Origin of the sequence: Martelella mediterranea DSM 17316, assembly GCF_002043005.1 — a bacterium.
Classification (GTDB): Bacteria; Pseudomonadota; Alphaproteobacteria; order Rhizobiales; family Rhizobiaceae; genus Martelella; species Martelella mediterranea.
Genome location: NZ_CP020330.1, coordinates 1,833,221 through 1,846,124 on the forward strand (window position 1 = coordinate 1,833,221; position 12,904 = coordinate 1,846,124).

Sequence of the window (12,904 nt, forward strand, 5' to 3'; positions counted from 1 at the left end):
GGACTGCATACCGATGATATTTATCGTTGGAAATAGTCGTAGCGGCACCACGCTGCTGGGGCGCATGCTCGATAATCATTCGAACGTCCGTACCTTCGAAGAGCTGCATTTTTTTGAACAGATGGTGGATTCGAAGACTATCCGCGAACGTCCGAACTGGCCTCTAGATAAGAGACGCCAAGTCATCGAGAGGCTTTTGACCTCTGCCGACGATAATGTTTTCGCCAAGGTGAAGCCGGGCCACTTCACCGCTGAAGCAGAGGAAATACTAAACGAGACCCGGGCGCCCGATATTGTTTCGGCATATGCGACCATGCTTGATCGGATTACCCGAAGGTCAGGTAAGACTGTGCCCTGCGAACAAACTCCGCGATACCTTTACGTCGCGGAGGAAATATTGGAGGCTTTCCCCGACGCGGTAATGGTATGCATGGTGCGCGACCCCCGCGCGGTGCTCGCTTCTCAGAAGAACAAATGGCGACGTTATCGCATCGCCAGAGACCGTATGCCGTTGTTCTGGGCCTTGCGCGCATGGGTGAATTATCACCCCAAGACTATGGCGCTGATGTGGGCATCTGCCAGCCGGAGAGCTCGACAACTACAGAAGCATCCCCGCGCGATCGTCATCCAATATGAAAAACTTCTTTCCGATCCACGCAGCCAGCTAAAGGCGATCTGCGAGTTGGCGGGGATCGAGTTCGAGGAGGAGATGATCCAGGTGGCCCTGATCGGCTCGTCAACCGCTGTGGATAAACCTGATCAACTCGGCGTCGACGCTTCACGCGTCGACGCTTGGCGGAATGGCAGCCTTACTCCGTCGGAACTGGCGATCTGCGAAGCCACGACAGCGAAAGAAATGGCCTATTGGGGCTATACACCGGTCGCTCGGCCAATGACCGCACCCGTGCGCGTCTTCCACACGGTTGGCTTCATGGTCAAGTCAGGCACAGCCCTGCTTTTGAACGTCCGCCGCTTCAAAAACCTGCGCGAAACGATCAAGCGTCGGCTGGCATAGAAAGAAACGAGCTATGGCTGCTGACATTTGTCGTCGCCTTGCGGCGCAGATTTTCCGGGAAGGCGAAAGGCCGGCCTCATGAGCGGACATCGCATTGCTATCATTGGCACTGTTGGGGTGCCGGCATGCTATGGCGGCTTCGAGACGCTGGTCGATAACCTGCTGGAATACAATGAGCTTTCTTCGCTTCCCCACACTCTAACTGTTTACTGCAGCAAGTTGGCCTACGAACGTCGTCTCGACACCTACAGGGGCGCCAGGCTGGTCTATATTCCATTGAAGGCGAATGGCGCGCAGAGCATTCCATATGATGTCTGGTCACTTCTATCGGCGATAAGGGGCGGCGCCGATACATTGCTTCTCCTGGGCGTTTCAGGCGCAATTGCTTTGCCCCTCATTCGCTTTTTCACTCGCACGCGTATCGTGACCAATATAGACGGTCTTGAATGGCGCCGCGAGAAATGGGGTCGTTTCCAGCGGTGGTTTCTCAAGCTCAGCGAGGCATTGGCGGTGCGCCACTCGCACGTCGTCATATCGGACAATGGAGCGATTTCGGAGTATGTGGAACGCGAATATGGCAAGACGCCCAGCACGATTGCCTATGGCGGCGATCATGCTATCAGACCTGATCCAATACCCTTGAACGAAGTTGAGTTGCCTCTCCGTTATGCCTTCAATGTTTGCCGGATTGAGCCGGAAAATAACGTCCACATGATGCTGGAGGCCTTTGAACATCGAAATGATATCCCTTTGGTCTGCGTTGGTAACTGGGATCGGAGCGCTTACGGGCAGGAGCTAAAGCGGCGATACGCCGACGCATCGGGCATCCGCATTCTGGATCCGGTTTACGATGTGGGAAAGCTACGAACCTTGCGGGAGAATGCCAGCTTTTACATCCATGGCCATTCTGCCGGCGGCACCAATCCATCGCTCATTGAGGCCATGCAGTTTGGGGTGCCGGTGTTCGCCTTCGATTGTGCCTTTAATCGCCATAGTACGGAAGATAAGGCCCTTTTCTTCAAGTCAGCGGCGGATTTGGTGGAGCTTCTGGAGGGAACCGATGCCGAAACAATGAAACAGGTCGGGGCGGAGATGCGCCGGATTTCGGAAGCAAGATATACTTGGAGCGTTGTTGCGAAGAGCTATTTCGATTGCCTGGATTGGTGATAAATCAAAATTATATATATAAAAAATAATTATAATATACAAAAATAGAATATTTCCGAATTTAATATGGTGGATTGCGCCAGACGAAAGCCACACTGAAAGAGACCATAATGGAAGCCGTTTCAGTTATTGTTGCAACTTACAATGACGAGTTTTATATTGCGGAATGCTTGGAAAGTGTCGTTGCAGCCGGCGCCGCAGAGATCATTGTGATCAATGACGCCTCGACCGATGGCACACAGGTTGTTCTGGAAAGGCTCGACATTCCGCAGATGCGTGTCATCACCTTGCCGGAAAATGCGGGGCCATCGGCGGCGCGCAACATTGGACTTGCCGCCGCCACTCACCGCTACTGTGCAGTCATCGACGCGGATGATATCATCCCGCCGCAACGCCTGCAGGTCATGACCGAAATTGCACGGCAGGTTGACGCCTGTGTCGTTGTCGATGAACTCATGGCCTTCAACAGCCAGACGCGTGAAATCATGTGGAGCAAACTATCCCGTATTCCACTCACTGGGCCCTCGCATGAGTTGCGGACCGAGGATATGATCAGGCATGATCTCGGTTTTCTAAAGCCGATGTTGGATTTGGAAAAACTTCGCAGGATTGGAGTGACCTATCCCGAGAATATTCGTCGCGGCGAAGACTTCATTTTTCTACTTGAGATTCTGCAGCGCGGCGAGAAAATTTTCGCAACCAGCAAAACGCATTATCTGTTGCGTCGCCGGATCCAGCAGCGGCTGACGTCAAATCGGCCCCGTCTCTATGCTGAATTACTTGGGAACGAAATCCGTTTTCACGCGCGTCACTCCTGGAATCTCCCACAGCATCTGCAGTTTTTACGCCGACATGTTCGCAACGCTCTAGCGCTCGGGAAGAATAGCGTAACGTCCTTTTTTAAGGCGCGCTTCGGTTAGTTTGTAGATTTGATGAAATACTTAATATAGTCAATTGGTTGGGGAAAAATGAAGACACTTGTTTATGGTTTTGACGGAATGAGCCTTGCCATTCTGAATGCGATATCGCCGGAATTCTCGGGGTATCTCGCCACACTGAAGGTTCATGATATTACCGACGACACGCTCGGCCGCGGATGGACCAAGATTAATAGCGGCCAGCCACCGCAAATCACCAATGCCTATTTTCAGATGCCCGTGGCTGACGGTTCTTACAAGATCGACAAAAATTACAACCTGACGACACCAGGAGCCGAGTCCGATGGTCGGTTTGAGTATCTGTGGGACGTTGCCGAAAGGCTGGGAGTGAGATCGGTATTTGTCAACATGCCTACAACCTCGCCCGCGCCCTCCAAGGGCGCGGCCTTCGTTTCTGGTATCGGAGGCGGCCGCTATCCGCAGGACGGGCTCGATACTGACCTCTACTATCCCGGCGATATCGGCCCCCTGATCAATTCCGAATACCGATTGGATATCCGCCTCAACAAAAAATACCCCAGTCTTGAAGGGTTTTGCGCCGAGCTCAATGCCATTCACGAGGCTCAATCTGCCTTTCTGATTAAGCTGTGCGAAACCAAGGATGCGGATTTCGGTTTCTACGTGAACAAGCTCACTGTTGAGATACTGAATCTCGCCCTGTTCGACGTGCTGACTCCCGAACAATCGGATCCGAAGGTACGTGCTGCGCTGGAAGCGCATTTCCGCTCTGTTTTCGCCGACTTCAAGGCGATGGTCGAGCGGCTGGCGCCCGAGCGGATCATCATGGTCTCGGACCATGGCACCGCGCCCTACAAGTATGATTTCAACGTCGACCTCATTCTTGAGCGCCTCGGTTTCCTCAGCTTCGTGCAGGACGGCTCCCGGAAAAAAATTCGAACCCTGATCGCAAGACACATGCCCAAGGCTATGAAATCCCGGGTCAAGGCCAGCCTGAACTTGCAGAACAAGCGCCATCCCCTGCGCACGCCAACATCGGATTCGCTCGCCTTCGGCACAGTGTTCGACACCGGCAATTTCTGTGGCATTTATCTCAATGACGACCGTTTCGGCGGCAAGGTGCGTCGTAGCGACACGGAAACGGTGAACAGAATCTGCGCGGCGCTGAACGAGACTCCGGAGTTCCGCGTGCTGGACCTTGTCGCCGAACCCTATGAGCCGCGGTCAATAGCTTCGCCTTATGCCGCGGGCTCGCCTGACATCCGCATCCGCAAACCGGATGAGGTTTTCTGCCAGGCCCAGGGGCGACCACGCACGATCCTTGGCATTTCACCGACCTACGGCCCGATCACGCCGGATATCAGCGGCTACACCTATCCTAACAGCGGCGTCAAATCATCCAAGGCGTTGCTGGCATCCAATTTCGAAGCGACGGTTAAACCGTCTTCGCTTTGCGACGCATATACGATGATTGTCCAGGCTATGGAGGCAGGTCTCGAATGAAAATTTTTTTTGCTGGACAGCAAACGCTCGCCAACCGCGGGTGCGAGGCGCTGGTTGTCTCCACGCTTGAAATGCTGACTGAAGCCCGCCCCGACACCACCTTCATCATACCCTCCACCGACATCGCGCGTGACAGCGCAGCGATGTCAAAATACGGGTTCAACAACTACACTTTCGTACCTGCTCCGGAAATCACCCCTGCCATCCGCGTCTGGAACAGGCTGATGCGCTACTTTCCGGCTCTGGCTTCGGTATGGGTTCCGGAGAAAATGCACTGGGATGCGGAAACACTTGAGCAATTGCTTAGCAGTGACCGGGTCCTGCACATCGGTGGCGATACCTATTCCTACGACTATTCCTACGCCGGGTTGATATCCAATACGGCACAGATCGAGCGAATCGCCCGTATGGGAAAACACCAGGAGATCTGGTGTGCAACTGTCGGTCCCTTCGATTCATGTCCGCAACTGGAACGCCGCGTACTTGACAAGTTTCGCAAGTTGAACCGGATTACGGTGCGAGAAATCGAATCCAGAGACTATTTGGTGTCAAACGGCGTGCCGGCCGTGCTTGTGGCCGATCCGGCTTTCAACCTCAAGCCTCAGGCCAACGATCTTTACGTCCCAAAGCCCGGGCAAAAGCGGATCGTTGTCAATATAAGTCCCTATATATACCGCAAGACGACAGCCGAAGCTGTTGAGCCGGCTCTGCAGACCTTCGTGAAGAAACGCATAGGCGAAGGCTACCGGATCGTGTTGGTGAGTCATGTGAACACGGCGACAAGTTCTGATACCGCGGTGATCCGGAACGTCTTTCAAGATATTCTGGACAACGAAAATGTGGACTTCGTGCCGGAGGAGCTTACGGCGGCGCAGTTCAAAGGGGTGGTTGCGGGGGCGGATTTTGTCGTTGCCTCGCGGACTCATGTCACCATAGCAGGCTTTTCCAGCGCGACCCCGGTTCTATCGATTGCCTATTCCGCCAAGGCGCCTCGGTTGAACCGTTTCCTGTTCGGCCACGAAGCCTTTCTCATCAATGCATGGGACATCACAACGGATGATCTGGAAAAAACCTTCCAGCAGGTGGCCGGCGCCCAAGACGAAATCCGTGCGACCCTCAGCGAAAAAGGCGCCGCCTTGCGGGCGACCTTCCGCAGCCTCTGCGAAAGCGTTTTCAAAGAATGAAAATCTATATTCTGAAGTCGCTGGCGGCGCTGTTAAACTTCCTTCTCATCTCGTTCGTGGTGCGGGAGTTGCCTAACGACTTGGCGGGGGACTATATCCTGATCCTCGGTTACATCGTCCTCGGAGCTCTGATTGTCGGCCTGGGGATCGACACAGGAGTCGAACGTTATGCTCGTCGTCTTCTGGTGGCCTGGTCGCGGTTGCAGTTGATGCTCGCGATCCTCGCAATCTCGGTGGTGAGGACCGGACTTCTCTTCGCTTTCGTTGCGCTCGCCAATTTTGTGCATCCAGGCCTGTTAAATGTGGAGGGCTATGCTTTCGCGCTGGCCTTTTTTACGTTCTGGTTCACCACGTTATCGTCGGTGCTGAACGGCGTTCTGCTTTACATGGCCTCTGCGATCTCAAATCTGATCCGAGCGGCATTGCGCTTCCTCATCTTCGTTCTGCCGATGAGCGCGCTCTCGCTGGATGCTATGCTGACAGTGGAGCTCTTCTCAGCAGGCTGCGCCGCGCTCTACAGTGTCGTGGTCTTCATGCAACGCCCCATCGAAATTTCCAGTACCGTCCCCGCAAGCCGCACGGTCTTCCGATTCCTGGGCTGGAACTACCTGTCGCGGCTGTTCCTCAACCTCGTTTCATTGAACACGGTAAAGATCCTGGTTTTGCGTAGCAACCATCCCAACGCTGTTCTTTTTGCCTACGCGATCCAGCTAACCGAGTCGGCCGAGAAATTCCTGCCCAGCGTGGTGCTAGCCGGTCAATACCGCCCCGCCTTGTCCAAAGCTTTCGATGAAGGGGCGTTCGATCACCTCAGGCGGCGCCTGCGCAATCTGGGCCTCAAGAGCCTAGCCTCCTCTTCACTCATGTCGCTTTTGCAACTTGCCGCCCTCCCGCTGGCCTTCATTCTGTTGCAGGATGAGAATCCCGCCGGTTTCTGGCCGCTGATCGCGCTTTGCGCCGCCTGGCTGTTCGTGGCCAACTTCAAGTTTAGCCTGAACATCGTATCGAACGTGATCGAGGCCAATCATATTCAGCTCTTTGCATCCTTCGCCATTGCGGTCATCTTTTTTGGGGGTGTATGGGCGAACACAATTACAAAGCCGTTTTCCCTGATGCTCTGGATGCTTCTTTGCAATTTGTGTTACCCCTTTATCTGGGCGGCAATGGCGCGAAACATACTATTTTCCAATGGGAAATGATGCCGTCTTTGACGACGACCGGCTTGAAGCGCGCGAACCGTCAAGTTTGAACCTCCTTCGCTTTTCCGCGCGGCTTGCCTATTCCAGATCGATCCGCTGGCCGGTTTCGTCGAAGAGATGCCAGTGGCTTTCTCTCGGGCGAACATCGACGACGTCGCCGCGCGAAAGCGCGCTCTGTCCCGGCTCATGGATCAGAACCGGTGTTCCATCCGGCAGCGTGCAATGCAGATAGGTGTTGGCGCCGTGCTGCTCGGAGACTGAGACGGTGACGGGCCATGTCAGCGCGTGCTCTTCGGCCGTCACGAGGTGTTCGGGCCGGATGCCGAGCGTTACCTTCTGTCCGGCCGCATGCCCGGCGGCATGGTCCGCGAGTTTAAGCGGCGGCAGGTGCTCCGCATTGAAAACCAGCGCGCCGTCGACCGCCTCGCCGAGCGTGCCTTCGACGAAATTCATTCTGGGCGAACCGATAAAGCCGGCGACAAAGGTGTTGCGCGGCGTGTTGTAGAGTTCCAGCGGCGCGCCGACCTGCTCGATCACACCGCGTCTCAATACCACGATCTTGTCGGCCATGGTCATCGCCTCGATCTGGTCGTGGGTCACGTAGATCATGGTGTTGCCGAGCCGTTCATGCAGTTTGGTGATCTCGAGGCGCATGTGGACGCGCAATTCGGCGTCGAGATTGGAAAGCGGTTCGTCGAACAGGAATATCTTCGGATCGCGGGTGATCGCACGGCCGATCGCCACGCGCTGGCGCTGGCCACCAGAAAGCTGCTTGGGCCGGCGGTCGAGCAGCGCATCAATCTGCAGCATTTCGGCGGCGATCGCGACGCGGCGGTTGATCTCATCCTTCGGCATACGGATGTTTTCCAGCCCGAAGCTCAGATTTTCCCGCACCGTCATGTGGGGATAGAGCGCATAGGACTGGAACACCATTGCAACGCCGCGATCGGCCGCCGCGACATGCGCGACGCTTTCGCCGTCAATCCGGATGTCGCCGCCGGTGACATCCTCCAGCCCGGCGATCATGCGCAGCAAGGTGGATTTGCCGCAGCCGGACGGCCCGACGAAGACAACGAATTCGCCGTCATCGATCGTCAGGTTGACATCGGGGATGACTTCGACGAAGCCGAAACATTTATTGAGGTTTTGGAGGGTCAGTTTTGCCATGGTTGTCGAGCCTACTTGATGCCGGTGGAGGCGATGCCGCTGGTGATGTAGCGCTGCAGGAAGATAAAGGCGAAGGCGAGCGGCAGGGCGGTCAGCGTCGTCATCGCCAGAAGCAGGTCGTAGCGGATCTCGAATTCCGTCTGGAACGAGGCGAGGGCCAGCTGCAGGGTGAAGGATTCCCGGTTGTTGAGCACGATCAGCGGAAGCAGGAAATCATTCCAGCGCGACAGGATCGAGAAGATCGCGACCACCGCCAGCGCCGGCGAGGACAGCGGCAGGACGATGCGCCAGAAAATTCGCCATTCGCTGGCATGGTCCATGCGCGCCGCCTCCAGCAGTTCGTCGGGAATGGTGAGCATATACTGGCGCAGCAGAAACACGCCGGTGGGCGTTGCGACGGTCGGCAGGATCACGCCCCAGAGACTGCCGACGAGGCCGAGTTGGGCAACGATCAGATAGACGGGCACCAGAACCACGGTGGCCGGGATCATCAGCGTCGCCAGTATGGCCGTCAGCGCGGCCGTCGAGCCGCGAAACCGGTATTTCGACAGCGCGAACGCCGCCATCGAATTCATCACCAGCGTGATCGCCGTGGCAACCACCGTGATGAACAGCGAATTGTAGACATAGCGCCAGATGTCTGCGCCCGCCGTGGTCAGAAGATTGACATAGTTGTTGATCGTGAAACGGATTTTGCGCACCGGTTCGGCATTGGCGACCTTGACGACGATCCGTCCCGCGCCCGGATTGGCGGGATCGATCATCTGGGCGTTGAGCCCGACGCGGCGAATCTGGGCGAGTCGGATGGTCTCGCCGTCCTCGGTCCTGACGTCGTAGAGCGGCAGTGGTTCATCGAAACCTTCGACAGAGACCGTTTCCGTCGTAACCGGCAGCAGGGTCGGGGGGAAATCCTGCAGATTGGCGGGCGTCTTGAACGAGGAGATCACCAGCCACAGCACGGGCGCGAACATGATGACCAGGCCGAGCAGGAGGTAGCCATAGGTGACGTAATCGGTCCAGTCGGCTTTTCTGCCGCCGCGTTTGCCGAAGATCAGGCCGAGAAGGCTGGGCGTCGGCGGGTTTCGGGCGATGCGGATGTCGTCGAGGTCAGTCATTCCGGGCGCTCCTGGAAAGCTTCAGCTGCAGGGCCGTGAACACCAGCAGCACGAGGCCGAGCAGCAGCGAGGCGGCGGCGGCAAGGCCGAAATTGCGTGGCTGGGCGGCAAAGCCGACCTCGTAGATATACTGGACCATCAGCATGGTGGCCGAGCCGGGCCCGCCGCCGGTCAGGACATAGAGTTCGTCGAATGTCTGCACCGAGCGGATCACGCACAGGACGAAGACCACAAGAAGCACGGGCAGCAGAAGCGGCAGGGTGATGCGCCGGAACACCCGCCAGTGGCTGGCCGAATCCATCTTGGCGGCCTCATAGACATCGCGCGGGATGGCCTGAAGGCCGGCGAGAAGAATGATGGTGTAAAACCCCATATGCGCCCAGATCGTGACCGCAACGGCCCAGGCAAAGGCCGTGTCGGAATGGACCAGCCAATTAATGCCGCTGAGGCCGACAGCCTCCAGGAGGCCGTTGAGCGCGCCGTTTCGTTGCAGGATCCACTGCCAGGTGAGCGCGACGACCACCGGCGAAAGCATGACGGGGAAGAAGAAAACGCCTCTGAAGAAGCCGCGTCCCCTGATCTCGCGGTTGAGGCAGATGGCGGTCAGCAGCGAGATGCCGATCATCAACACCACCTGTGTCGGCACGAAAACGAGGCTGTTGCCGAGTGCGCGCCAGAACAGATCGCGCGAGCAGGTCGATGGCTGGAGATAGTTCCGGCAGTCGAGCAGCGTCTCGTAATTGGCCATCCCGATGAACGGCCGATCGGTGGGATAGAGCCTGTCGCTGCCGGTGACGGAATAAAAGATATTGATGAAAACCGGAAGGAGCGCAAACAGCAGCACCGCCGTCAGATTGGGGATCAGGAAAATCCAGGGCATCCGCTTGATGCCGATTGTCTTTTGGACGCCGGTCATCACCGGTTCGACCAGGCGCGCCGGCAAGGTCGCCACATTGGCCAGAACCCGCCCGGGGTGCATGCGTGTTGTCATCCGTTCCTCCCACCGGCTTCGATGGGAGCGCCCCTTCATCGGGCGCCCCCATGTCAGCGGCCGTCTTCTGGCGGGCTCGCTTTACTGGTTGCCCTGGGCGGCATCGATCGCCAGATTGACATCCGCCTCGATCCGCGCGAGCGCCTCGTCGACCGTCAATTCGTCATTGAGCACCTGGCTGATGCGTGTCGTGAGCGAGTTCATCATCGCGCGCTGGTAGCGCCAGCCCTGGAAACGGAAGGCGGCGTCGGCCATCTTCGGCACCTGGGCGCTGAAGGTCGCGAGCGCTTCCTGGGTGCGCTCCGAAGCGCCCGGATATTCGACGCCGGCATCGCCAACCGAGCGGGAAGCCGGGATCTCGACCGAGGCGGCGATCACCTCGGTGAGGTTTTCGGGCTGCGACAGATAGTTGATGAAGGCGCCCATGGCTTCCGGGTGTTCGGTGTGTTTGAACGCCACCAGCGCGCCGCCGCCCGGCATCACCGTGCAGGAGGACGGGCCGCAAGGCGCGGGTGCGACCTCCCAGTCGAACAGGTCGCCGACTTCGGCATCCATCTTGCCGAGATTCCAGGAGCCGCCGAAATAAAAGACGACATTGGCATTGAGGAAATCGGCAAACAATTCGCGATGGGTCGCCCCGCCGACCGCGCCCCAGAGGTCCATGGGCATCACGCCGGTCTCATGCCAGTTCTTGAATTTCTCGATGGCGTTGCGAAGGCCGTCATCAACGACCGGTCGGCCCTGATCGTCGACCAGCTCGGCGCCCTGGCTGATGGCGAAGCTGGCGAAGCGGTGGCCGGATCTGTCCATTTCCATCGGAAAGTCGGTATCGGTGGCTTCGGCCACCTTCTGTGTCGCCGCCGCCCAATCATCCCAGGTCGCGCCTTCCTCCGGCAGCGGCACGCCGGCCTGCTCGAACAGGGTCTTGTTGACATAGGCGCCATTGATTGTCAGCGAGGTCGGCATGCCGAAAATCGCATTGCCATCGGGGTCGCTGCCACGCAGCCAGGACAGGGTCTGACCGTAATCTTTCTCGAACTGTGCCGCATCGACATATTCGGTGAGATCAAGGTAGAAACGGCTCAAGCCCCCGAGATCGGTAATGATCGCGCCGTCCGGCCCTTCGCCGGATTCGAGCTGGACCGGCAGGCTCTCCACGATCGTCTGATAGCTCACGGATTCCAGTTTGACCGGCAGATCGGGGTGCTCTTCATTGTAGCGATCGGCCACGGGCTGCATGGTGATGCAGCCAAAGCCGGTGTCGTCGCAAAGGATCGTGGCTGCGCCATTCTGTGCGGAAGCGGCAACGGCGCATGCAAAAAAAGCGCCGGCGGCCGCCGGGTAAGCGAAAGCGGAAAGTTTCATTTTGCTCCTCCCATTGGACGATGCCAGCCCTCCGCTAGACATCTTGTCCCGTCGAAAACGTTGGTCCGACCAGGAAACTATTTATTGGCCTGACCAAAATGTCAACACCGCAATTTTTTCGGCGATTATCCCCCAAAAACAGCGAAAATTCGTCTAATTCACGCAAAAATCACGCTTGACAGATGTGCGGTATTTCTATCTGGTCTGTCCAAAGTTGGGTTCTGGTGAGTGAGGCAGCCGGACTCGACCGTGCCGCGAGGCTTGTCGACACCATGGAGGATTGGGGTAGATGTTGAGGTTTGGCGTCGTGGGCATCGACCACGGACATATTTTCGATCACGTCAACGGATTGCTGGCCGCAGGGGCGGAATTCGCAGGATATTGCGACAAAACCTCGGTTCCCGGGCTCCTTGACGCCTTCCGGCGAGCCTATCCCGATGTGCCTGTCATCGACCGGCAGGCGCTTCTTGACGATGACAGTATCGATGTCATCTGCATCGCGGCGATCCCCGCGGACCGTGCCGGTCTGGCGATCCGCGCGATGGAAGCGGGCAAGGATGTCATCGTGGATAAGCCTGGTATGACCACGCGGGCGCAACTTGCTGCGATACGCGAGACGGTCGAGAAAACCGGGCGGATATTTTCGATCTGCTTTTCGGAGAGGCTGTGTGTTCCCTCCGCGGTGAGGGCCGGAAAACTGGTGAAGGCGGGGGCGATCGGCAAGGTGGTGCAGACCATCGGCATGGGGCCGCACCGCATGTCGGCGGACCAGCGGCCGGACTGGTTCTTCAAGCTCGATCGGTTCGGCGGCATCATCGTTGACATCGCCTCGCACCAGATCGACCAGTTTCTGTTCTACACCGGCTCCGAGACGGCCGATATCGCCGCCGCCAGCATCGGCAATTTCGCCACCGGCGACTATCCCGCATTTCAGGATTTCGGCGAGGTTCTGCTGCGCAGCGATCGCGCCGCCGGCTATATCCGCGTCGACTGGTTCACCCCGGACGGCCTGCCGACATGGGGCGACGGGCGGCTGACAATCCTTGGAACGGAGGGCTATATCGAGCTGCGAAAATATGTCGATATCGGCGGCCGCGAAGGCAAGGATCACCTCTTTCTCGTCGACCAGACCCACACCGAATACATCGATTGCTCCGGGGACAAGCTCGATTACTTCGACCAGTTCGTCGTCGATGTGCGCGAGCGGACGGAAACCGCCATGAGCCAGGCCCATGTCTTCGAGGTCTGCCGGCTGTCGCTCGAGGCCCAGGAAAAAGCCCACAACATCACTGCGCGCTGAGC

General features: G+C 57.6%; 11 protein-coding genes. 7 read left to right on the forward strand and 4 right to left on the reverse strand.

The window, feature by feature from the left end:
* The first annotated feature begins 13 nt into the window (after positions 1-13).
* From Mame_RS08525 to Mame_RS08550, 6 genes are all read left to right on the forward strand, one after another.
* Entirely contained in the window at positions 14-1,015 is a 1,002-nt protein-coding gene (locus Mame_RS08525) for a sulfotransferase family protein (protein ID WP_018066156.1), read from the forward strand.
* Positions 1,016-1,093: 78 nt separating this feature from the next.
* On the forward strand, positions 1,094-2,182 hold the full coding sequence (locus Mame_RS08530) for a DUF1972 domain-containing protein (protein WP_018066155.1): 1,089 nt from the start codon (positions 1,094-1,096) through the stop codon (positions 2,180-2,182).
* Positions 2,183-2,292: 110 nt separating this feature from the next.
* Positions 2,293-3,102 (forward strand): glycosyltransferase family 2 protein, encoded by an 810-nt coding sequence (locus Mame_RS08535; RefSeq protein ID WP_018066154.1) that lies wholly within the window; start codon positions 2,293-2,295, stop codon positions 3,100-3,102.
* Between the two features lie 48 nt (positions 3,103-3,150).
* On the forward strand, positions 3,151-4,581 hold the full coding sequence (locus Mame_RS08540) for a hypothetical protein (RefSeq protein ID WP_018066153.1): 1,431 nt from the start codon (positions 3,151-3,153) through the stop codon (positions 4,579-4,581).
* Entirely contained in the window at positions 4,578-5,765 is a 1,188-nt protein-coding gene (locus Mame_RS08545; RefSeq protein ID WP_018066152.1) for a polysaccharide pyruvyl transferase family protein, read from the forward strand. The genes Mame_RS08540 and Mame_RS08545 overlap by 4 nt, the downstream gene beginning before the upstream one ends.
* Positions 5,762-6,964 carry a hypothetical protein gene (locus Mame_RS08550; protein WP_018066151.1) on the forward strand — a complete coding sequence of 401 codons (1,203 nt, stop codon included), beginning with the start codon at positions 5,762-5,764 and terminating at the stop codon, positions 6,962-6,964. Before Mame_RS08545 ends, Mame_RS08550 begins: the two co-directional genes overlap by 4 nt.
* A 78-nt stretch (positions 6,965-7,042) precedes the next feature.
* Here Mame_RS08550 and Mame_RS08555 read toward each other — a convergent pair whose 3' ends face one another.
* From Mame_RS08555 to Mame_RS08570, 4 genes are all read right to left on the reverse strand, one after another.
* Positions 7,043-8,131, reverse strand: a complete 1,089-nt coding sequence (locus Mame_RS08555; RefSeq protein WP_018066150.1) for an ABC transporter ATP-binding protein — start codon at positions 8,129-8,131, stop codon at positions 7,043-7,045.
* A gap of 11 nt (positions 8,132-8,142) precedes the next feature.
* A complete protein-coding gene (locus tag Mame_RS08560; protein ID WP_018066149.1) occupies positions 8,143-9,246 on the reverse strand; it encodes a carbohydrate ABC transporter permease in 1,104 nt (367 codons plus the stop codon).
* The gene (locus Mame_RS08565; protein WP_018066148.1) at positions 9,239-10,225 is read right to left on the reverse strand and encodes a carbohydrate ABC transporter permease; all 987 of its coding nucleotides are present in this window, start codon (positions 10,223-10,225) and stop codon (positions 9,239-9,241) included. Before Mame_RS08565 ends, Mame_RS08560 begins: the two co-directional genes overlap by 8 nt.
* 93 nt (positions 10,226-10,318) lie before the next feature.
* Positions 10,319-11,602 carry an ABC transporter substrate-binding protein gene (locus Mame_RS08570; RefSeq protein WP_018066147.1) on the reverse strand — a complete coding sequence of 428 codons (1,284 nt, stop codon included), beginning with the start codon at positions 11,600-11,602 and terminating at the stop codon, positions 10,319-10,321.
* Positions 11,603-11,891: 289 nt separating this feature from the next.
* Between Mame_RS08570 and Mame_RS08575 the strand changes: the two genes are divergently transcribed.
* The gene (locus Mame_RS08575; protein ID WP_018066146.1) at positions 11,892-12,902 is read left to right on the forward strand and encodes a Gfo/Idh/MocA family protein; all 1,011 of its coding nucleotides are present in this window, start codon (positions 11,892-11,894) and stop codon (positions 12,900-12,902) included.
* Positions 12,903-12,904: the final 2 nt, after the last annotated feature.